At 63.3% G+C, this 18,185-nt stretch carries 14 protein-coding genes; 7 read left to right on the forward strand and 7 right to left on the reverse strand.

The window, feature by feature from the left end:
- Positions 1 to 5 precede the first annotated feature (5 nt).
- Positions 6 to 1,178 (forward strand): heme biosynthesis protein HemY, encoded by a 1,173-nt coding sequence (locus tag ACPWR9_RS24465; protein WP_426301493.1) that lies wholly within the window; start codon positions 6 to 8, stop codon positions 1,176 to 1,178.
- Positions 1,179 to 1,261: 83 nt separating this feature from the next.
- Here the strand turns inward: ACPWR9_RS24465 and ACPWR9_RS24470 are convergent, their stop codons facing one another.
- The 6 genes from ACPWR9_RS24470 to ACPWR9_RS24495 form a co-directional block, all read right to left on the reverse strand.
- On the reverse strand, positions 1,262 to 2,317 hold the full coding sequence (locus ACPWR9_RS24470; RefSeq protein ID WP_426301495.1) for a hypothetical protein: 1,056 nt from the start codon (positions 2,315 to 2,317) through the stop codon (positions 1,262 to 1,264).
- A 205-nt stretch (positions 2,318 to 2,522) separates the two neighbouring features.
- The gene (locus tag ACPWR9_RS24475) at positions 2,523 to 3,758 is read right to left on the reverse strand and encodes a hypothetical protein (protein WP_426301497.1); all 1,236 of its coding nucleotides are present in this window, start codon (positions 3,756 to 3,758) and stop codon (positions 2,523 to 2,525) included.
- A gap of 114 nt (positions 3,759 to 3,872) precedes the next feature.
- Positions 3,873 to 5,387: an MDR family MFS transporter gene (locus ACPWR9_RS24480; protein ID WP_426301499.1), complete on the reverse strand. Its 1,515-nt coding sequence runs from the start codon at positions 5,385 to 5,387 to the stop codon at positions 3,873 to 3,875.
- A 93-nt stretch (positions 5,388 to 5,480) separates the two neighbouring features.
- Positions 5,481 to 6,797 (reverse strand): MFS transporter, encoded by a 1,317-nt coding sequence (locus ACPWR9_RS24485; RefSeq protein WP_426301501.1) that lies wholly within the window; start codon positions 6,795 to 6,797, stop codon positions 5,481 to 5,483.
- A gap of 135 nt (positions 6,798 to 6,932) precedes the next feature.
- Entirely contained in the window at positions 6,933 to 7,691 is a 759-nt protein-coding gene (locus tag ACPWR9_RS24490; protein WP_426301503.1) for an SDR family oxidoreductase, read from the reverse strand.
- 49 nt (positions 7,692 to 7,740) lie between these two features.
- Entirely contained in the window at positions 7,741 to 9,180 is a 1,440-nt protein-coding gene (locus ACPWR9_RS24495; protein WP_426301505.1) for an aldehyde dehydrogenase family protein, read from the reverse strand.
- A gap of 227 nt (positions 9,181 to 9,407) precedes the next feature.
- Between ACPWR9_RS24495 and ACPWR9_RS24500 the strand changes: the two genes are divergently transcribed.
- The 5 genes from ACPWR9_RS24500 to ACPWR9_RS24520 all read left to right on the forward strand — a co-directional run bounded on the left by ACPWR9_RS24500 (position 9,408) and on the right by ACPWR9_RS24520 (position 16,055).
- Positions 9,408 to 10,844, forward strand: a complete 1,437-nt coding sequence (locus ACPWR9_RS24500) for an FAD-binding oxidoreductase (RefSeq protein ID WP_426301507.1) — start codon at positions 9,408 to 9,410, stop codon at positions 10,842 to 10,844.
- 247 nt (positions 10,845 to 11,091) lie between these two features.
- Positions 11,092 to 12,135, forward strand: a complete 1,044-nt coding sequence (locus ACPWR9_RS24505; RefSeq protein WP_426301833.1) for an ABC transporter substrate-binding protein — start codon at positions 11,092 to 11,094, stop codon at positions 12,133 to 12,135.
- Between the two features lie 45 nt (positions 12,136 to 12,180).
- Positions 12,181 to 13,284 (forward strand): ABC transporter ATP-binding protein, encoded by a 1,104-nt coding sequence (locus ACPWR9_RS24510; RefSeq protein ID WP_426301509.1) that lies wholly within the window; start codon positions 12,181 to 12,183, stop codon positions 13,282 to 13,284.
- Positions 13,285 to 13,389: 105 nt separating this feature from the next.
- Complete coding sequence (locus ACPWR9_RS24515; protein ID WP_426301835.1) at positions 13,390 to 15,111, forward strand: ABC transporter permease subunit; 1,722 nt, start codon at positions 13,390 to 13,392, stop codon at positions 15,109 to 15,111.
- A gap of 38 nt (positions 15,112 to 15,149) precedes the next feature.
- Positions 15,150 to 16,055: a dihydrodipicolinate synthase family protein gene (locus ACPWR9_RS24520; protein ID WP_150682035.1), complete on the forward strand. Its 906-nt coding sequence runs from the start codon at positions 15,150 to 15,152 to the stop codon at positions 16,053 to 16,055.
- Between the two features lie 15 nt (positions 16,056 to 16,070).
- On the opposite strand, the gene ACPWR9_RS24525 is transcribed toward ACPWR9_RS24520, so the two are convergent.
- On the reverse strand, positions 16,071 to 16,895 hold the full coding sequence (locus ACPWR9_RS24525; RefSeq protein WP_426301511.1) for an IclR family transcriptional regulator: 825 nt from the start codon (positions 16,893 to 16,895) through the stop codon (positions 16,071 to 16,073).
- A 65-nt stretch (positions 16,896 to 16,960) separates the two neighbouring features.
- On the opposite strand from ACPWR9_RS24525, the gene ACPWR9_RS24530 reads away from it, so the two are divergent.
- The gene (locus tag ACPWR9_RS24530) at positions 16,961 to 18,154 is read left to right on the forward strand and encodes an alpha-hydroxy acid oxidase (RefSeq protein WP_426301513.1); all 1,194 of its coding nucleotides are present in this window, start codon (positions 16,961 to 16,963) and stop codon (positions 18,152 to 18,154) included.
- The last annotated feature ends 31 nt before the right edge of the window (positions 18,155 to 18,185 follow it).

Genomic DNA, 18,185 nt, shown 5'->3' on the forward strand with positions numbered 1-18,185 from the left:
CCTGGATGAGAGGACTGATCTGGTTGACGCTCCTGTTCGCGGTGGCGGCCGGCTTTGCCGTGCTGGCCACGTTCAATCACGGGCAGGTGGTGATGTTGGTGCCGCCGTACCGTGTGGACGTGTCGCTGAACCTGTTCGTGCTGGCGCTGCTGGCACTGTTCGTGGCGCTGTACGTCATCATTCGTATCCTGCGCAACATCTACAAGATGCCGGAGCGCGTGGCTGCTTACCGCAATCGCCAACGCAGCCGCCGCGCCAACATCGCGTTGCGCGACGCCGTGGCCAATCTCTTCGCGGGGCGCTATACCCGTGCGGAGAAGGCTGCACGTGAAGCTGCCGAGCAAGACGATAACCGTGGCGTCGCCGCGATCATCGGCGCGCGGGCGGCGCATCGCATGCGTGAGTTTGCGCGTCGCGACACGTGGCTTGCCGAAGCACAGGGCGCGAATCTCGAAGAAGCGCGTCTGTTGCAGACGGCCGAGTTGCGTGTCGACACGCGCGATGCCGAAGGCGCCCTCGAAGCGCTCACTGAAATGCGTGCGCAAGGTGCGCGACGCATGCAGGCGCAACTGGTGGCGCTGCGTGCGCATCAGCATCTGAAGCATTGGCCTGAAGTGCTGAATTTGCTCAAGGTGTTGGAGAAGCGCGAAGCGCTGCATCCGGCGCTGGCAGCCAAGCTCAAGCAAACAGCGAGCGAAGGGATCTTGCGCGATCACCGTCACGATGCCGATGCACTGCTTAAGTGCTGGCATGAGTTGCCCGCCGACGTACGCACGTCGTCGCGCATTGCCGATGTGGCCGCCGAGTTGCTGATTGCGCTCGACCGTCCGCGTGAAGCGCGCGACATCGTCGAAGCGGCGCTCGCCGAGCACTGGGATGCCCGTTTGCTGCGTCGCTATGCCGACTGCGCTGGCGGCGATGCGCTGCCGCTCATTCAGAAAGCGGAAGCGTGGCAGCAACGCCACCCGAACGATCCCGATCTGCTCTACGCGCTGGGCAAGCTGTGTCAGCATCAGCGCCTGTGGGGCAAGGCACAGACCTTCCTCGAAGGTGCACTGCGCCACACCGACGACCGTCACTTGCAACAGCGCGTGCATCTCGCGCTCGCGCAACTCTTCGAAGGGCTTGGCCAGATGGAGCAGGCCAACCGTCACTACCGGGCGTGTGCCACGGCCTAAGACGTAAAAAATGGCGCCAGCCTCATGCGGCTGGCGCCATTTCAACTGCCAATACCCATTTCCTGTTGACCTGTCGTTTCGCGTTAGTCCGCAGCGTACTCAAGTTGCTGCCGAATTAGCGTCGCGAAATCCGGACGTGGGTACGCGCGCTTATCGCTACTGCTGGTATCGCGCAGATCGCGCAAGAGCGAGATTGCGTCGAAATCGTTGAAGCCCAGATGCTCGTAATCCCCCTCCAGCGTCGTCATTTGCACGGCCATGGCCAGCAACGCTTGCGCGCCGTCTGGCGGGCAGCGTTCAAGATGACGCATCGCCTCGGCAATGGCTTCCTTGACCGCGGCGTCCCCCGCGTTTGACGACGCGTCCAGTGCCTCTTTTAACACTTCCCAGCGAGTGATCGTGCCGTTGCTTGAGGCCTGCTTTGCGCAGGTTTCCACCAACTCGCCCCAACCGGTACCGCGGATCGGATTTCCGGCATTCGCGAGGAGGGCCGATGTCGCTGCGCGTTGCTCGCCCTGGGGTAAATGGGCGATACCGGCGGCTAACCGATTCGCTCTCGATGTGTCGTAGTAGCCGTCGCTGCGCTGACAACTCGCGAACGTGCTACGCCACGCGGCCAGTCGCTTTCCCGGCGGCATTTGTGCGATGGCATCGAGGCGGCTTTGCAGAACGCCGTCGAAGCGTGCGTTGCTGGCGGTGTGTACCAACGCCTTGACGACGTCTGTGCGTTGCTCGCCGGGCGCATCGACAAGCAGTTCCACCATCGCTTGCGCCGTTCGACGCTCCAGCGTGTCGCGCATCGTCAGTAGATTCGCGAACGCCAGATCCCAGTTTTCGAACTGCGGCATCGCGCGCAAAGCATCGAGCAAACGCTCATAAAGTCGCTTCGCTTCCGGGATCGTTGCCGTCGCCATATGGGCAAGCGTTGCCAGCGCGGTGAGACTTTTCGGGTCGCTGCCGATCTTCGATAACGTGCTGGTATTGAGGGCTTCAGGCAGGAGGACATCGACCTCGAGGTCGGGTGTTAGCGACGCGGGTAGGGGCGGCTTGGGCGTCGAGGTGATGAAGGCAAAGGGAGGGCGCGAGCTCAGGTTCGTGGCCGATGCACTGGCGAGATCGATGCCAAAGCTCGACTCCATACAAGGGCGTTTTGCCGGTGGTTCACCGGTGAGAAGCAAACGAAGTTGCGGTTGCGTCGAGGGGCCGGGCGTGCCGATAGGGAACAAGTCGATCTCCATTCAATGAAAAGGGGGGCGCCAAATTGCCATGCGAGGCACCGGCGCATTTTTGTTTTCCGACCGCCGACAACCTATCCCGCGATAGGTGTCCACGGCATCGACCCGCTTACTGCGTGTAGACACGCTCGGCGAGCGCTTCGAGCGTGTCGCCCAGCAGCGCATCGAAATCGGGGCGGGGATAACGTCGTATTGGGTCGAGCGCGGTGGCGTTCTGCAAGGTTTTTAGGGCATCAAGCGATTGCTCGTTCGTGAAGATATCGAGCTGTCCGTATTCGAACCGCATCGTGGCGAAGTTCGCTAGCGAAGCGAGCATGGGGCCCGCATGATCTTCCGGGAAGCGCGCGATCGCGCTTGCCACGGCGTTGAACACGTCCATGGTTTCACTCGGATTCGAGGCGGCAGCGCAGGCAAGGAGATCGCGTGCGACCGAAAGGCGGTCGCGCGCCGGTGTCACGTCGATGAGCACCCTGGTCAGGTCTCCCCACCCGCTAGCGCCATCATTGCCTTCGTATTCCTGAGCGGCCTTAAGTGTGCTCAACACAGCGGCCGTTCTGTGCGCTTCCGGCAGCGAAGGGATGGCTCGCGCGAGCCGCGTCAACCGCCAGGGCTCGCAGTAGTTGTCGGTGCACCGCAGGCTCGCGAGCGTGCTGTCCCATAAGCGGGGGGGAATCGGCAACGCTGCGCTGGACTCCATGGCATGGGCGCGACGCAAGAACGCGGCATCGAGCACTGCCTCGACCGATTCGGTTGCCAAACAAAATGCATGCCCATGCCGGTCATCCTCGCGGTTGGGGAGGAGCGCCAAGATGGCGTCGGATAAACGGTCACACAGTACAGGGCGCAGCGACGCCAGTTGTTCGAATGCCGTCCCCCAGTGCGTGAGTGAGAGAGGGGACGCTGCTAATCGTCCCGCGAGACGACCAAAGAGACGTTGTGCGTCGGCAAGCGGCGCGTGCTTGAGACTCTCTCGGAGCGCCTGAAATTGCAGGCTGTCAGGGTCGTGGGGGCTGGCTTGGAGCGTGGCATCGAGCACGGCATCGGGAAGACTCGCCAAGTCCGCAACGCGAGCGTGCGGCATCGTGTCTACGCTTGCGATTGGCACGATTCTCGACAATGCCACATTGCGTGACGTCTGCGCGTCTGCCCGCATGGCTTCGTCGCACTCGCCAGTCGGCGCGGGGGATGGAGCGCGCGAATCCATCGTCACGTCATCGACCAGTGCGTCGTCGGCTGAGGTGTGATCGGCAGGCGCGTTCTCGACGTCCGGCGACGGTTGCGCGTCGGATGTCGAATCCGCCGAAGTGCGCGGTGGCGTGACGCGATTGGCGTTGATGGGGAGCACGGCAGACTCCATGACGAAGGGCAATGGCGCTATCGTGCGCGTCGCCCTCGTCTTACCGCTTTCAGGCAGTGCTCATTCGAAACGCTTGCACGAAACGCCACCAACTCACTGACATCAATCGATCGCCGCCACCGCCTCGTTCGCGGAGCTCTGACGCAACGGAATTTCCGGCAACCGGCTGAGTGCCACGATGGCGAGCGCTGCCACGAAGGCACTACCACCGAAGAACGCGCCGAATGCGAGGCGCAAATGATCCTCCATGCCTGCCGGTGCGCCACCGGGGCGCAGGAAGTCGGTGAGTTCGTGCGGTGCGGTGCCGTCTCCGCCCATCACCAGCAGGCCCACGATGATGGCCCCGAACAGCGCCACGCCGATCATGCCGCCCAGTGCGCGGAAGAACGCATGTGCGGCGGTCGCGATACCGATGTCGCGGGGCGCCACGGCGTTCTGCGTGGCGACTGTCATTACCGGCATGGCCGAGCCGAAGCCGATGCCCACCAGCCCCAGACAGGCACCGATGGCGACGAGCGGCAGCGATTCCACGCCAAGCGCAATCACGGCTAACCCAAGCAACGCCGCAGGCAATCCGATCTGCGGCGGGCGCTTGTAATGCCCCGTCGTGCGCATGTAATGCCCCGACGACAACGCACCGACCACAATGCCGAGCAACGGCAGAATCAACATCAAGCCCGAGCTACTCGCCGACTGACCGCGCTGCAATTGCAGATAAAGCGGCACGTAGATGCCGATGCTGATGTTCACCATCATCACCAGCACCGCCATCGTCGACGTGACGCGGAACACCGGATTGGCCAGCAAAGTGAGCGGTAGCAGCGGCTCCACCGTCCTGCGTTGATGGCGCAAAAACGCGGCGCCGACCACGACCGTGACGACGACCAGTCCGACGATCTCCTTCGACACCCACGCATAGCGATGACCGCCCCACGTGAGCGCGAGCAGCAACGCGACGGTGGCCACGATCAACAGCAGCGAGCCCAGATAATCGATGCTCGGCTTACCCACGCGGCGCGGCAGGCGGCGCAATGCGCGGTCGCTCAGATAAATGGCGAGCAGACCGAGCGGGATGTTGATCCAGAAGATAAGCGTCCAGTTGAGGTACTGCGCGAATACGCCGCCCGTCACTGGCCCGGCCACGCCCGAGACCGCAAACATCCCCGAGATGTAGCCCTGATAACGCCCGCGCTCGCGTGGCGAAACGATGTCGGCAATGACGGTATTGGATAGCGCAATCAACCCGCCACCGCCCAGCCCTTGCACGCCGCGCGCAATGATGAGCGTGAGCATCGTCGGGGCAAGTGCGCAAAGGATCGAGCCGACCAGAAACACGGCCACGCTCAGCGCGATGATGCCGCGACGCCCGAATAGATCGGAGAGTTTGCCGACGATGGGGGTAATCGCGGTCGAGGAGAGCAAGTAGGCGGTGACCACCCACGACACGGCGTCGAAGCTGCCCAGATCGCGCGCGATCGTCGGCAGCGCGGGCGCGACGATGGTCTGGTCGAGCGAGCCGAGAAACATGATGAGCAGCAGGCCGGAGAGGATCGATTTGACCTCGGCGGGGGTGAGCGAGACGCCGGCCGGCATCGTCTGTGAGTCGTTGGCGGGCATGCGGTTTCGGGGAAAAAAACAGGCCATCCCGGAGCGGATGGCCTGATGCATGTTACTCCCAAGGCGGTGACTCGACTACAACCGCTCGCCGTTTTACTTGTTGACCAGTCGCGCGGGGACGGCAAGCGTGAGCAGCCCGCCGAGAATCATGAAGGCGGTGAGCAGAAACATGCCGCTGTTGGTGCTTTGCGTGGTGTCTTTGAGGAAGCCGATCAGATACGGCCCGACGAAGCCCGCGAGATTACCCAGCGAGTTGATCATTGCGATGCCCGCTGCGGCTGCCGTGCCACCAAGGAACGCGGTCGGCAGGCTCCAGAACAACGGCAGCACGATCATGATGCCCATCGTGCCGAACGTGAGCGCCACCATCGCCATTTGCGTGTTGTGGCTCCACGTCGTCGACAGGAACAGCCCGATCGCACCGATGAACGCCGGGATGGCGATGTGCCAACGCCGCTCGCCGCGCACGTCGGAGCGGCGCCCCACCAGCACCATCGCGATCACCGCAAAGAAGTACGGAATGGCGGTGAGCAACCCGATTTGCAGCGGATCGGTCACGCCCGTGCCCTTGATGATCGTCGGCAGCCAGAAGCCCACGCCGTACAGACCGATCACGAACGAGAAGTAGATCAGGCTCATCATCCATACGCGCGGGCTGGAGAACACCTGACGCAGCGGCAGGTCCTCCTTGGTCAGCACATCGCTCGCGATATTGCGCTCGAGCATCGACTTCTCTGCTTCACTCAACCACTTGGCATCGCGAATGCGGTCGTCGAGCACGAACAGCACGACGATGCCGATGATGACCGACGGAATCGCTTCGAGCAGGAACATCCACTGCCAGCCCGCAAGGCCGGAGACACCGGTCATGTCCTTGAGAATCCAGCCCGAGATCGGTCCGCCGATCAGCCCTGAGAGCGCGACGGCCGTCATGAACCACGCCGTCATGCGTCCGCGCCGCGAGGCCGGATACCAGTAGGTGATGTACAGAATGATGCCGGGGAAGAAGCCTGCCTCGGCCACCCCCAGCAAGAAGCGCATGACGTAGAACATCGACGGCGTGGTGACGAACATCGTCGCGCCCGAGATGATGCCCCACGAAATCATGATGCGGGCGATCCACACGCGTGCGCCCACGCGATGCAGAATCACGTTGCTCGGCACTTCAAAAATGAAGTAACCGATGAAGAAGATGCCAGCGCCAAGGCCGAACACCGTCTCGGAGAATTGCAGGTCGCCGACCATCTGCAACTTGGCGAAGCCCACATTCACGCGGTCGAGGTACGCGACCACGTAGCACAGCAGCAAAAACGGAATCAGCCGCCAGCCCACCTTGCGGTAGGTCGCTTCTTCGAAGCCTGCCGGTAGCGTGTCGGCCATCGGCGTGGGGGGCGTCGGAATACTGTTCATACGGATCTCCTCCTGCATGACGTTTGTTGTCTGTCGTTTTGATGTGTGACAACTACGGTGCTACGGTGCAACCCACTGCAACTGCAAAAACAAAAGCAGAAATGGTGCCGAATTCCAGATGCCGGATGCCGGATGTCAGATGCAGCGTCCGCCATCCACTTCGAGGCAAACGCCGGTGATGAACGCGGCGTCGTCGCTGGCCAGATAGAGGCAGGCGTTGGCAATGTCTTGTGGGGTGGAGAAGCGCCCGAGCGGAATACCCGCGAGGAATTTGGCGCGATTCTCGGGCGTGTTGGGCACGCCCATGAAGTCGGCGGTGAGTCCCGTGTCGCCGATGACCGGATTCACGCAGTTCACGCGAATGTTGTTCGGCCCGAACTCGGCGGCCATGGCCTTGCTGGCGGTGATGACAGCGCCTTTGCTGCCGTTGTACCAAACCAGCCCCGGGCGTGGACGCACGCCTGCGGTGGACGCGATGTTGATCATCACGCCGCCGCCGCGTTGCAGGAAGTAGGGCACCATCGCCCGCGCGCTCCAAAAGATGCTTTTCACGTTGACTGCATACACGCGATCGAACTCGGCTTCCGTCACTTCCAGCAGCGGCTTGTTGCGATGCGTGGTGCCCGCGTTGTTCACCACGATGTCGAGTTTGCCAAAGCGCGTAACGGCTTCGTCGAGCAGGGTGACGTGATCGCCTTCGCGCGACACGTCCCCATAGACGAACGCCGCGCGTCCGCCTGTTTCGGCGATTTCGTTCGCCACCCGCTCACCGGCCTCGCGGTTCAGATCGTTGACGATGACCGCCGCGCCTTCGCGTGCGAATGTCTTGGCGATGCCTTCACCGAAGCCCGAACCGGCCCCTGTGACGATGGCCACTTTGTCTTGCAAACGCATGGGTTGTCTCCCCCGTGAGTGCTTGCCGTTCGACGTGAATTCGTGTGATTTAGCCGTGCCTGATGGCAACGGTCTTGAGCGTGGTGAAACCGTATAGCGCTTCGAAACCTTTCTCGCGTCCGTGGCCGGAGTGCTTCATGCCGCCGAAGGGCAGCTCCACGCCACCGCCTGCGCCGTAATTGTTGATGAACACTTGGCCCGCGCGAATCGAACGGGCAAGGCGCATCTGCCGTCCGCCGTCGCGTGTCCAAACGCCTGCGGCAAGTCCGTATAGAGTGCCGTTGGCCAGCCGAACCGCGTCCGCCTCATCGTTGAAGGGCATCGCAGCCAGCACTGGGCCGAAGACTTCCTCACGTGCGAGCCGGTGTTCGGCGGGCACATCGCGCAGCAACGCCGGCGCTTGATAGAAGCCGCTTTCCGGCGCGCTGCCGACGACTTCGCCTTGCGACATCAAGGCAATGCCATCGTGCTGCGCTTCCGACAGAAAGTCCCAAACGCGCTGTTGTTGGCGCGCGTTGATGAGCGGCCCGAGATCGAGATCGTCACTGGCACGGCCCACGCGCAGCTTCGCAAACGCTTCGGCCAGATGCGCCAGCACCGGCTCATAGGCGTCGCGCTCGACAAGCAGGCGACTGCCAGCGGAACACGTTTGCCCGGCGTTCTGCACGATGGCGTTCACGACCACCGGCAGAACGGCGTCCATGTCGGCATCGGCAAACACGATCTGCGGCGACTTGCCGCCTAGCTCCAGCGTGACCGGGGTGTGATTCTCGGCGGCCATCTGCGAGATCAGCGTGCCGGTGGCGGGTGATCCGGTGAACGAGATGTGATCGATGCCAGGATGTTTGGCGAGTGCCGCGCCCGCTTCGGCGCCATAACCGGTGACTAGATTGAGCGCGCCGGGCGGCAGCCCCGCATCGGCGGCCAGTTCGGCCACGCGCAGCAGCGACAGGCAGGCATCTTCAGCGGGCTTGACCACGCACGCGTTTCCCGTCGCCAGCGCGGCAGCAACGCTGCGTCCGAAAATCTGTAGCGGGTAGTTCCAAGGAATGATGTGGCCGGTCACGCCATGCGGCTCGCGCACGGTGAACACGGTGAAGCCTTGCTGATACGGAATGGTTTCGCCGTGCAGCTTGTCGGCGGCTCCCGCATAGAACTCGAAGTAGCGCACGATCGCGGCAGCGTCGGCACGCGCTTGCTTGAGCGGCTTGCCGGTATCGCGCGCTTCGAGCTGCGCGAGGGCTTCGTGGTGTTTGGCGAGGGTGTTGGCTACCGCGTAGAGCACGCGGCCCCGCTCGGCGGCGGAGAAGTGTCCCCATTCGCCATCGAACGCCGCGCGGGCGGCTTTCACCGCGCGGTCGATATCTTCGGCATCGCCTCGGGCGATATGGGTGAACGGCTGACCATCGGACGGATCAACAACGGGAATCGCCGGGCTTTTAGCCGGCGCGACCCATTGGTTGCCGATGAAGTGTGTAGCTTCAGGCATGTCGAGCGCACCTCGCGTCGGGTTGGACGATCGGATGATTTCGGATGACGTCGACCATTATCACTTAACTCACGAGAGCGTTGACCGTCGTATGAGTCACATCCGCATAAACACCTAAATCGATTGCAATGCAATTAAAGAGATTTTATTGCAATTTTTTCTCGCCTATCCTTGATTACATCGGATCGCCAGACGGGCTATCTCCGTCATTCAGGAGCAGGTGGGCAATGAACGACGCTGTAACGCATGAATCGCTGATTGAGCAGTTGCAGGCCACGCTGGGCACGACGGCAGTGCTCACCGGCGCGGCCGACACCGACGGCTATACCGAAGACTGGCGCGGCCGTTATCACGGCGAAGCGCTGTGCGTCGTGTTGCCCTCGTCGACGGAGCAGGTCAGCGCCGTCGTGAAGTTGTGCGCGGCCGCTGGCGTGCCCATCCTGCCGCAGGGCGGCAACACCAGCCTGTGCGGCGGCTCTGTGCCGTCGAACGATGGCCGCGCGCCGGTCATCGTCAATCTGGCGCGCATGCGTCACATCCGCCAAGTGGATGCCGCCAATGGCTCGATGGTCGTCGAAGCCGGGTGCATTCTGAAAACCGTGCAAGACACGGCGGCCGATGTAGGCCGTCTGTATCCGGTGAGTCTCGGCGCGGAAGGGTCGTGCCAAATCGGCGGCACGCTCTCGACCAATGCGGGCGGCACGAGCGTGCTGCGCTACGGCAACACCCGCGAAAACGTGCTCGGCCTCGAAGTCGTGCTCGCCGACGGCACGGTGTGGGACGGCCTGCGAGCACTGCGCAAGGACAACACCGGCATCGATCTCAAGCACCTGTTCATCGGTGCGGAAGGCACGCTGGGCATCATCACCGCGGCGGCGCTCAAGCTGCATCCGCTGCCGACACATCATTCGCTCGCGTGGTTTGCGCCGCGCGACCCGGCCGCTGCGTTGCAAATTCTGGGCATGTTCCAGAGCGCTTGCGGCTCGCGCCTGTCGGCCTTCGAAATCATGAATCGCCACCAGTTGGATCTGGTGCTCGCCAACGTGCCCAACCGCCGCAACCCGCTCGCGGGTGAGCATGCGTGGCATGTACTGGTTGAGTTGGGCGACACGCGCGATGCCGATGCCCTCGAAGCCGTGTTGACCGAAACGCTCGGCGTGGCGATCGAACAGGGGCTGGTCGAAGACGCTGTCATCGCCGCCAACGAAACCCAACGCGCCGACCTGTGGGAAGTGCGGCATAGCGTGAGCGAAGCGAACAAGAAGGCCGCCGTGGGTCTCACCACCGATTGCGCTGTGCCGGTGTCGAGCGTGCCCGAATTCATTGCAGCAGCCTCGCGTGCCGTGCATGACATCGTGCCGGGGCTCGACATCGCGATTGTCGGCCACATGGGCGACGGCAACGTGCACTTCATCCCGATGTTCTCTTTCGACGCATGGGAAGCACTGAGCGATTCCGCCGCGATGGGCGACGCCATGCGCGCCTGCGTGAACGACGTGGCCGCGCGCCTGTCGGGCACGTTCAGTGCCGAGCATGGCGTGGGCCAGACGGGGTTGCCGCTCATGGCGCGCTACAAGTCGACGGCCGAACTCACGCTGATGCGCACGCTGAAGGCGGCGCTCGATCCGCAGCAATTGCTCAACCCGGGCCGCCTGATTCCCTAATTCCCGATTTCCTCAAAACCCTCGTTTCTGCTTCATCGCAAGTTCTGCTTTTGTGTTGCCATAACTGCGCGCGCGGCGGCCGGTGCCTAAGTTCCTGACCGTACCGACTGCACCGAACGTCGCCGCGCCCAACCCTCCCAGACCGGAGACCATGATGAAACGCAAGACCTCCGCACTCCCCAGTCACGCCAGCGATCTCGCCGACAACCCCATCGACGCCCTCGCGCAACCGAGCCGCCGCACGGCCATGAAGACGGCCCTCGTGGGCGCCGCCGCCGTGGCGTTCCCGTTCGTGTGGACGCCGTCGCGCGCCGCCACCAAGCGCATCGTGGTGCGCGACGACGGCGGTATCTACACCAAGGCGTACGACGCCGTGTACTACAAGCCGTTCTTCGAGAAGACCGGCATTCAAGTGGTGGGCGTGCAGGCCAACGCAGAGCCGACCGCGCAGATCAAGAGCATGGTCGATGCGGGCAGCTACACATGGGACATGGCCAAGATCAGCCAGCCGGCCATCTTGCTGCTGACTTCGGGCGGTAAGGAGTATCTGGAGCGTCACGGTCTGGAGTCGGACCCGGTTATCGCCAAGATTCCGCCGCAGTACATGTCGCCGTTCGGCGTGGGCACCAACGTGTATTCGACGGTGCTCGCTTACCGCACCGATGCGTTCAAGGGCCGCAAGGCACCGACGTCGTGGGCCGATCTGTGGAACGTGAAGGATTTCCCGGGCCGCCGCTCCATTCGCAAGTATCCGTTCGACACCATCGAAGAAGCGCTGCTCGCCGACGGCGTTGCTGCCGGTTCGGTGTATCCGGCCGACTTCGACCGTGCGTTCAAGAGTCTGGACAAGATCGCCAAGCACGTGGACGTGTGGTGGACCACCGGCGCGCAAGTCGAGCAGATGCTCGGCTCGGGCGAAGTCGACATGGTCGCGACGTGGGCCTCGCGTGCGCAGTCGGCACAAGCCAACGGCGTGCCTGTGCAGATCGTGTGGAATCAGAACATCTGGGGTTGCGATAACTGGTCGATTCTCAAGGGCACGCCCAATGCCGCGGCTTGTCGCGAGTTCATCAAGTTTGCGAGCGACCCGAAGCGTCAGGCCGAACTGGTCAAGTATTTCCCGGCCGGGATGACGCAGCCCGAGGCGTTCAACTACGTCAAACCCGAAGTCGCCAAGAACTGCCCGACGTTCCCGGAGAACATGAAGAGCGGTGTGCATATCGACGCGAAGTTCTGGCAACAGAACCAGAGCGCCGCGCTTGAGCGTTTCAATCGCTGGATCCTGACCTGATCCTCACCTGCGGTTCCGTTTCACGTTTTTACGGGTGCTGATCTTATGACCGTTGCCAATCTCCAAGTCTCGGGCCTTTGCAAGCGCTACGGCGATTTCGTCGCGCTAGCTCCTACCGATCTCGACGTCGCTCAGGGCGAATTTCTGACCTTGCTCGGGCCTAGCGGCTCGGGCAAGACCACGCTGCTCTCGCTGATCGCGGGTCTGTCGCAGCCCGATGCGGGTGCTATCCGCATCAACGGGGCCGATGTCACGTACGGTGCGCCGTACGAGCGCGACATCGGCATGGTGTTTCAAAACTACGCGCTGTTCCCGCACATGACCGTCGCGGAGAACATCGCGTTCCCGTTGCAGATGCGTCGCACGGACGCCGCGACCACGCGCCAGAAGGTGATGCAGGCGCTGGAGATGGTGCATTTGCCGCACGTGGCCGAGCGCTATCCGCGCGAGCTCTCGGGCGGTCAGCAGCAACGTATTGCGCTGGCGCGTTGCATGGTCTACCGGCCGTCGATCATTCTGATGGACGAGCCGCTGGGTGCGCTCGATAAGAAGCTGCGCGATCACATGCAGCTCGAAATCAAGCGCATTCACCGCGAGCTGGGCACGACCATCGTCTACGTGACGCACGATCAGGAAGAAGCGATGACGATGTCCGATCGCATCTGCCTGATGAACGCGGGCGAGATCGCGCAGTTGGGCACGCCCGACGATCTGTACTTCCGTCCGAAGAGCGTGTTCGTGGCCGACTTCCTCGGCGAATCGAATCTGCTCGATGCAACCGTGCTGGATCGCACCGGCGATCAGGTACGCGTGGCGATGGCGGGTGTCGAAGGCGGCGCGGCGATGGTCTACGACCCGCAGGTCGAGCGCGGCCGCCCGGTCAAGCTGATGCTGCGTCCGCAGAACTTGCACGTGCATGACGGTGCCGCGAGCGCCGAAGGCGTGGCCACGATATCGGGGAAGCTCACCGACATCATGGTCACGGGCGGCATGACCAAGCTGTATCTGCAATCGCAGGCGACGGGCAAGGACGCGAGCAAATCGCTGATCGCGGCCTTCCCGACGCATCGCCGCGGCAACCGCTTCGAGATCGGGCAGACGCTCGGCCTCGCGTGGCGCGCCGACGATGCTGTGGCCATCGCGGGGTAAGTCATGAGTGCTTCCGCCGTGGTCCGTCCTTCCGCTCCTTCATCGAGCCCCGCCCAGCCCACGCCGCGCCGCCCGCGCTGGCGTGCCCGGTTGCGCCCGGTGCTCATGGCCGCGCCTATCGTCATCTTGCTGATGGTGATGTTGGTGTATCCGGTCGGCCAGTTGCTGCTATTGAGCATTCGCGGTGAGGCGGGCTTCACGCTGGCCGAGTACCAGCGTTTGTTCGCCTCGTCGGTGTATATCGAGGTGCTGCTCATCACGCTGAAGGTGTCGCTCTACACCACCTTCTTCGCGGTGCTCACCGGCTACCCGATTGCTTATCGGCTCTCGACGCTGACCGGCTCGCGCAAGCAACGGCTGTTGTTCTGGGTGTTGCTGTCGTTCTGGACGAGTTTTCTCGTGCGCACGTTCGCGTGGGTGGTGCTGCTCGGTCGCAACGGCGTGGTCAATCGCACGCTGATGGATCTGGGCATCATCGATGCGCCGCTCTCGCTGCTCTATAACTTCCCCGCCGTGATCGTCGGGATGGTGCATGCACTGATGCCGCTGGCCGTGCTCACAATGCTCTCGGTGATGGAGAACATCGACCGTCGTCTGCCGAGCGCTGCCTCGACGTTGGGCGCGCGTCCGGGCACTGTGTTCTGGCGCGTGTATTTCCCGTTGTCGCTGCCCGGTGTGGCGGCTGGTGCGTTGATGGTGTTCGTCACGTCGATCGGCTTCTTCATCACGCCGACGCTGCTGGGCGGGCGTCACGAGACGATGATTACGCAGCTCATCATTGATCAGGTGATGCAGGCGCTCAACTGGGGCTTTGCGGGCGCGATTTCCGTGTTGCTGCTGGCCGTGGTGCTCGTGGTGTTCTTCATCTACGACCGCATGGTGGGGCTCTCGACGATGGCTGGCGGTGCTGGTGACGGGAAGCCGGGCAAACGCCGCGGCGGCTGGACGCGCGTGCTGGGCGAAACCGTGCTGGCGGCGCTGGGCAACGTGACCGATCTGGTGTTGCGCGCCTTGCCGCGCAACCGTCGTGCGCAAGGCGATGGCTGGGCCTTGCGCGGTGTGGTGTTCTTGCTGATCGTGTTCTTGGCCGCACCGGCAATGCTGATGATTCCGATCTCGTTCGATTCGGCATCGGGCTTGTCGTGGCCGCCCAAGGGCTTCTCGTTGCAGTGGTACCAGATGATCTGGGAATCGCCGCTGTGGATGCAGGCAATCACGCGCTCGATGTTGGTCGGTATTGGCGCCGGGTTCCTCTCGATGCTGATCGGCACGCCCGCAGCGTTCCTGCTGGTGCGCGGCGGCATGCGAGGCAAGGCGGGCATGCTGGCGTTCGTGCTGGCGCCGATCGTCGTGCCGCGCATGATTCTGGCGGTGGGGGTTTTCTACTTCTTCGCCAAGATTGGGCTAGTGGGGTCGAGCATCGGCTTGACCATCGCGCACACCGTTGTCGCCGTGCCGTATGTCGTTATCACGATGATGGCCGTGCTGCGCAACTACGACACGCGTCTCGATCTGGCGGCGTACAGCTTGGGCGCACGCCCTTGGGCGACGCTGCGCCGCGTGACGTTCCCGATTCTGGGCGCGGGCTTGCTGTCGTCGTTCCTGTTCGCGTTCGCCACGTCGTTCGACGAACTCACGATTGCGCTGTTTAGCTCGGGCGGTTTGTCGACCACCTTGCCCAAGCAGTTCTGGGACGAAATCACGATGCAGATTTCGCCGGTGATCGCCGCCGTCTCGACCTGTCTGTTCCTTTTCATTGCCGCACTGATCTGGGTGGCCGAACGGTTGCGCCGTCGTAGTCTGACGACCGCGCCTGCCGATGCCTGACCGATCAATCCGATTCACGCTTGATGGACGTAAAACTCATGCTTCGCTCTGCACAACTCAAAGGCATCTTGCCCGCCATTCCCACGCCGGTGCATGCCGACGACACGATTCACATGGATGCTGCGCGCGCGTTGCTGCGCTATCTGCTCGGGCAGGGCATCGACGGCGTGGTGCCGCTGGGCGGCACCGGCGAGTATGGTGCGCTCTCGCGCGCTGAACGTGTGCGCATGGCCGAACTCACGGCGCAGGAAGTCGAAGGCCGCGACGTGCCTGTGATCGCAGGGGTGCTCGATCCCGGGTATCACGACGCGATTGCCGCTGGCCGCGACTTTGCCGCCGCCGGTGCCGATGGCCTGCTCGTGCTCACGCCGTATTACACGAACCCGACGCAAGCGGGCATTCGCGACTATTTCCTGCGCTACGCCGACGAATCGCCGGTGCCGATTCTGATCTACGAGATTCCGTATCGCACGCGTATCGCCATTGCTCCGGAAGTGCTGCACGAGCTGTCGCGTCACGAGAACATCATCGGCATGAAGGCTTGCAACACCGACATGTGGCATTTCCTGCGCACGGTGGCCGGTGTGGACGAGTCGTTTGCGGTGCTGAGCGGTGAAGACACGCTGTTCCCGCTGCATGTGGCGGCAGGCGCGCGCGGCGGCATCGTCGTGACGGCGTCGCTGTTGCCGACGGCATGGCAACGCATCTTCGCGCTGGCGTCCGAAGGCAAGACGGCCGAGGCACTGGCGCTGCATCGTTCGCTGATTCCGCTGATGAATCTCGCGTTTGCCGAGACGAACCCGGGGCCGATGAAGTCGGTGATGGATCTGATCGGTGTCGACGCGCCCGCGATGCTCGCACCGCTCGTGTCCGCCGCACCGGCCTTGTCGGCCGAACTGCGCACGGAACTCACGAAGCAACTGGCGATTTTCGAAGGGCGTTAAAGCTTAGCTGCGGACTTACCGCCGAAACGTCGAGAGCCGCGACTTCGAGATCGAGGTCGCGGCCACTTGAATGTGCGGGGCGAGTTCGGCTTCGACACGTTCGCGCGACCAGCGCGAGGTCGGCACCGAGATGTTGATGGCGGCGACCGCGTGGCCGTCGTGATCGGTGATCGGGGCGGCGACGGAAATGTCACCCATCACGGTTTCGTTCTCGACGATGGCATAGCCGCGGCGTGCCGTGAGCGCAATCCGGTCGAGCAGCTTGCGCTCGTCGGTGAGCGTGTACGGCGTCATCGGTTCGAGCGACGTGCTGGCGAGTATCTCGCGCACGCGCGGCTCCGGCAGACGGGAAAGGATGGCGATGCCCGACGCCGTGAACATGGCGGGCAGGCGCGCACCTACGACGATGTCGATGTTCACGAGATGCTGACCCGGGAAGCGCGCGACGAACACGATTTCGTGACCGTCGAGCTCTTGCAGGTTGGTCGTCTCGCCCACGCGGCGGCTGATGTCGAGCAGATACGGCGACGCCTTGTCGACCAGCTCGTTCGCACGAATGTAGTTGTACGAGAACTGCAACACCTTGGTCGTCAGGCCGTAGGTGCGGGTCTCGGGCACTCGGAAGAGGTAGCCCAGCGCTTCGAGCGTATGCACCACGCGTTGGGTGGCACTGCGGTCCAGATCGGCGGCTTTGGCAATGTCGCTGAGTGTCATGTAACGCGCCGGGCCGTCGAAGGCGTGCAGCACCTGAAACGTCTTCTCGGTCGAGCCGATGAACAGCGACGAGCGCGTTGCGTCTCGCTCGGATTTTGGCATGGACGTGGCGGGCAAGCGCGGCATGAGCGGTTCGTGAGTGTTCGTATTGTAATGATTGTGATTGTAATGCAATTGTTTGTGCGCAAGTCATGAGAATAGGGGGAGCGATGGGCGCGTTGTCGTGCGTGGACGATTACCGGAGTGCCGCGCAGCGGCGGTTGTCGAAGCTGGCGTTCGACTATCTGGAGGGCGGCGCGGAGGACGGTCACGCGTTGCGCCGCAATCGCGATGCCTTCGCGCAATGGGGCTTTTGCCCGCGTGTGCTCACCGATACGTCGCAAGTCTCTAGCGCCACGTCGTTCTGGGGACGCGAGGCTGCCGCGCCGATGGCCGTCGGCCCCACGGGGCTGAACGGCTTGTTCTGGCCGCGCGCCGACGAATTGCTGGCGCGGGCGGCAGCCGACGCCGGTTTGCCGTTCGTGCTCTCTACGGCATCGACCTCGCTGCTCGAAGATGTGCGCGTGGCGGCGCCCGAGGGCGAGATGTGGCTGCAACTCTATGTGCAGCAAGACCGCAGCATCGCCGAGAGCATGATGCGGCGCGCGCGGGAAGCCGGTTTTCGCACGTTGCTGCTGACGGTCGATACCCCCGTGCACGGCAAGCGCGATCACGACACACGCAATGGCTTCAAGCTGCCGCTGCGTTTCACGCCCAAGCTGGTGGCCGACTGCATGCGGCATCCGCACTGGAGCTGGCAGATGATGACGAACGGCGCGCCGCAACTGCGCAACATCGCCAAAAGCGTGGGTGAGCGGGCCGATCTGGCACGCCATGCGGCGATGCTCAGCCGTCAGATGGACTTGTCGCTCGGTTGGGACGATCTGGCGTGGGTGCGGCGTCATTGGCCGGGCGAAGTGCTGGTCAAAGGGATTCTGACGGCGGATGACGCGAAGCTTGCACAAGCGCATGGCGCCGACGGCATCGTTGTGTCGAACCACGGTGGCCGCCAATTGGGCAACACGCTTGCGCCGATCGAAGCCCTCACGCAGATTGTCGACGCCGTGAACGGGCGCGGCCCGTCGCTGGACGTCTTCGTCGATGGCGGGGTGCGGCGCGGTGCCGACGTGGCCAAGGCGGTGGCGCTAGGCGCGAAAGGGGTACTGCTCGGGCGTGCGCCGTTGTACGGCGTGGCGGCGCGCGGCGGGGTGGGTGTGGCCGAAGTGCTGGCGTTGTTGCTTGGCGAGTTGCGCACTACGATGCAATTGCTGGGTTGTGCGCAGGTTGGCGCGCTCACGCCGCAGTGCGTGGCCCGGCTGCCGGCCCTTGGGGCAAACCCGCTATAATGTTCCGCGCCCGAATACCCTCGGGCGGCGC

The sequence above is a fragment of the Pandoraea pneumonica genome (assembly GCF_049918595.1).
Lineage (GTDB): Bacteria > Pseudomonadota > Gammaproteobacteria > Burkholderiales > Burkholderiaceae > Pandoraea > Pandoraea pneumonica_A.

Bases quoted from the DNA above. Each gene is read 5' to 3' on its own strand.
- ACPWR9_RS24520 (WP_150682035.1), top strand. From the start codon at position 15,150: ATGCTTCGCTCTGCACAACTCAAAGGCATCTTGCCCGCCATTCCCACG.
- ACPWR9_RS24480 (WP_426301499.1), bottom strand. From the start codon at position 5,387: ATGCCCGCCAACGACTCACAGACGATGCCGGCCGGCGTCTCGCTCACC.
- ACPWR9_RS24530 (WP_426301513.1), top strand. From the start codon at position 16,961: ATGAGAATAGGGGGAGCGATGGGCGCGTTGTCGTGCGTGGACGATTAC.
- ACPWR9_RS24485 (WP_426301501.1), bottom strand. From the start codon at position 6,797: ATGAACAGTATTCCGACGCCCCCCACGCCGATGGCCGACACGCTACCG.
- ACPWR9_RS24465 (WP_426301493.1), top strand. From the start codon at position 6: ATGAGAGGACTGATCTGGTTGACGCTCCTGTTCGCGGTGGCGGCCGGC.
- ACPWR9_RS24470 (WP_426301495.1), bottom strand. From the start codon at position 2,317: ATGGAGTCGAGCTTTGGCATCGATCTCGCCAGTGCATCGGCCACGAAC.
- ACPWR9_RS24500 (WP_426301507.1), top strand. From the start codon at position 9,408: ATGAACGACGCTGTAACGCATGAATCGCTGATTGAGCAGTTGCAGGCC.
- ACPWR9_RS24495 (WP_426301505.1), bottom strand. From the start codon at position 9,180: ATGCCTGAAGCTACACACTTCATCGGCAACCAATGGGTCGCGCCGGCT.
- ACPWR9_RS24490 (WP_426301503.1), bottom strand. From the start codon at position 7,691: ATGCGTTTGCAAGACAAAGTGGCCATCGTCACAGGGGCCGGTTCGGGC.
- ACPWR9_RS24515 (WP_426301835.1), top strand. From the start codon at position 13,390: ATGGCCGCGCCTATCGTCATCTTGCTGATGGTGATGTTGGTGTATCCG.
- ACPWR9_RS24505 (WP_426301833.1), top strand. From the start codon at position 11,092: ATGAAGACGGCCCTCGTGGGCGCCGCCGCCGTGGCGTTCCCGTTCGTG.
- ACPWR9_RS24510 (WP_426301509.1), top strand. From the start codon at position 12,181: ATGACCGTTGCCAATCTCCAAGTCTCGGGCCTTTGCAAGCGCTACGGC.
- ACPWR9_RS24525 (WP_426301511.1), bottom strand. From the start codon at position 16,895: ATGCCGCGCTTGCCCGCCACGTCCATGCCAAAATCCGAGCGAGACGCA.